The sequence below is a fragment of the Paraburkholderia sp. UCT31 genome (assembly GCF_014397655.1).
Classification (GTDB): Bacteria; Pseudomonadota; Gammaproteobacteria; order Burkholderiales; family Burkholderiaceae; genus Paraburkholderia; species Paraburkholderia tuberum.
Genome location: NZ_VZQP01000147.1, coordinates 1 through 2954, shown reverse-complemented (window position 1 = coordinate 2954; position 2954 = coordinate 1). Strand labels below are relative to the sequence as shown.

The window sequence follows — 2954 nt, the reverse complement described above, 5'->3', positions numbered from 1 at the left end:
GTGCCGGGTAGTGGTGGTTCAGGTGGTTCAGGCGCGGCGGGTTTGGCGGACCGATCTTTAAAAACTAACAGTCGATAAGTGTGGGCGCTTGATGCGGAATGCGGCGGCGGATTCTCCGGAGTCTGCTGTCAGGCAGAAGTATCAGAAGCCTCACACAGTATTAGAGGAAGGTTTGTCTGTCGAAAGACGGATCAATCATCGTCAGTACGTTGAGTGAGCGACCGGGTTCGAGAGAGCCCGAACACAGTAACAGGTTTGAACTGAAGAGTTTGATCCTGGCTCAGATTGAACGCTGGCGGCATGCCTTACACATGCAAGTCGAACGGCAGCACGGACTTCGGTCTGGTGGCGAGTGGCGAACGGGTGAGTAATACATCGGAACGTGTCCTGGAGTGGGGGATAGCCCGGCGAAAGCCGGATTAATACCGCATACGCTCGGGAGAGGAAAGCGGGGGATCTTTCGGGACCTCGCGCTCAAGGGGCGGCCGATGGCAGATTAGGTAGTTGGTGGGGTAAAGGCCTACCAAGCCGACGATCTGTAGCTGGTCTGAGAGGACGACCAGCCACACTGGGACTGAGACACGGCCCAGACTCCTACGGGAGGCAGCAGTGGGGAATTTTGGACAATGGGCGCAAGCCTGATCCAGCAATGCCGCGTGTGTGAAGAAGGCCTTCGGGTTGTAAAGCACTTTTGTCCGGAAAGAAAACCTCGTGGCCAATATCCGTGAGGGATGACGGTACCGGAAGAATAAGCACCGGCTAACTACGTGCCAGCAGCCGCGGTAATACGTAGGGTGCGAGCGTTAATCGGAATTACTGGGCGTAAAGCGTGCGCAGGCGGTGCTGTAAGACCGATGTGAAATCCCCGGGCTTAACCTGGGAACTGCATTGGTGACTGCAGCGCTGGAGTATGGCAGAGGGGGGTGGAATTCCACGTGTAGCAGTGAAATGCGTAGAGATGTGGAGGAACACCGATGGCGAAGGCAGCCCCCTGGGCCAATACTGACGCTCATGCACGAAAGCGTGGGGAGCAAACAGGATTAGATACCCTGGTAGTCCACGCCCTAAACGATGTCAACTGGTTGTCGGGCCTTCATTGGCTTGGTAACGTAGCTAACGCGTGAAGTTGACCGCCTGGGGAGTACGGTCGCAAGATTAAAACTCAAAGGAATTGACGGGGACCCGCACAAGCGGTGGATGATGTGGATTAATTCGATGCAACGCGAAAAACCTTACCTACCCTTGACATGTATGGAATCCTGCCGAGAGGCGGGAGTGCCCGAAAGGGAGCCATAACACAGGTGCTGCATGGCTGTCGTCAGCTCGTGTCGTGAGATGTTGGGTTAAGTCCCGCAACGAGCGCAACCCTTGTCCCTAGTTGCTACGCAAGAGCACTCCAGGGAGACTGCCGGTGACAAACCGGAGGAAGGTGGGGATGACGTCAAGTCCTCATGGCCCTTATGGGTAGGGCTTCACACGTCATACAATGGTCGGAACAGAGGGTTGCCAAGCCGCGAGGTGGAGCCAATCCCAGAAAACCGATCGTAGTCCGGATCGCACTCTGCAACTCGGGTGCGTGAAGCTGGAATCGCTAGTAATCGCGGATCAGCATGCCGCGGTGAATACGTTCCCGGGTCTTGTACACACCGCCCGTCACACCATGGGAGTGGGTTTTACCAGAAGTGGCTAGTCTAACCGCAAGGAGGACGGTCACCACGGTAGGATTCATGACTGGGGTGAAGTCGTAACAAGGTAGCCGTATCGGAAGGTGCGGCTGGATCACCTCCTTTCCAGAGCTGTGCATTCATTGCACTCAAGTGCTCACGCTTATCGGCTGTGGTTAGAAGAAACGCAGGCAGACGCAGGGGTCTGTAGCTCAGCCGGTTAGAGCACCGTCTTGATAAGGCGGGGGTCGATGGTTCGAATCCATCCAGACCCACCACGGTCTTGTCTGGTGAGCTGAAGGGCCGGGGCCGCTGGAATACCTGTGGGACTGGGGGATTAGCTCAGCTGGGAGAGCACCTGCTTTGCAAGCAGGGGGTCGTCGGTTCGATCCCGTCATCCTCCACCAATCCTCAATGCGCAGGGTTCTGCATGAAGGCAGAGCGTTGCGCATTGGCGATTGAGCCAGTCAGAGCGGTATGAGGCACAGGCTTCATACCGGCTGCCGTTCTTTAACAATCAGGAAGAAGTAGTAAAGAGATTCACGAAAGGCACCTGGAGATGGGTGCCGAGTAGGTGAATCAGGGTTGTGATTGTATCGATGTATTTTAAAGGTGATCGAAAGATTGCCTTGGAATACGGCGCAACACGAATACTCAACCTGTAGCGAGTGCGTCTATCCCCTCCGGGGATGGGACCCACGTAAGCGCTAAAGCGCTAACGTGGGTCGACACAGAGACACACCCGTTATAGGGTCAAGCGAACAAGTGCATGTGGTGGATGCCTTGGCGATCACAGGCGATGAAGGACGCGGTAGCCTGCGAAAAGCTCCGGGGAGCTGGCAAACGAGCATTGATCCGGAGATGTCCGAATGGGGAAACCCACTCCTAATGGAGTATCCGTAGCTGAATCCATAGGCTACGTGAAGCGAACGCGGTGAACTGAAACATCTAAGTAACCGCAGGAAAAGAAATCAACCGAGATTCCCAGAGTAGTGGCGAGCGAAATGGGATCAGCCGGTACACGTTATCCGTATTGTTAGTCGAACGCTCTGGAAAGTGCGGCCATAGCAGGTGATAGCCCTGTAGACGAAAACAGCATGGAAGAACTGGGTGTACGAGAAGTAGGGCGGGACACGTGAAATCCTGTCTGAAGATGGGGGGACCATCCTCCAAGGCTAAATACTCGTGATCGACCGATAGTGAACCAGTACCGTGAGGGAAAGGCGAAAAGAACCCCGGGAGGGGAGTGAAACAGATCCTGAAACCGCATGCATACAAACAGTCGGAGCC

The 2954-nt window shown here is 55.3% G+C and carries 2 tRNA genes and 2 rRNA genes; all 4 read left to right on the top strand.

The features are described 5' to 3' along the window. Window positions 1-257: 257 nt before the first annotated feature. A 16S ribosomal RNA gene (locus F6X40_RS41180) occupies window positions 258-1790 on the top strand. Window positions 1791-1865: 75 nt separating this feature from the next. Next, window positions 1866-1942, top strand: a tRNA-Ile gene (locus F6X40_RS41175). 53 nt (window positions 1943-1995) lie between these two features. Continuing rightward, window positions 1996-2071, top strand: a tRNA-Ala gene (locus F6X40_RS41170). Window positions 2072-2415: 344 nt separating this feature from the next. Then, window positions 2416-2954 (top strand): 23S ribosomal RNA (locus tag F6X40_RS41165); the annotation flags it as partial.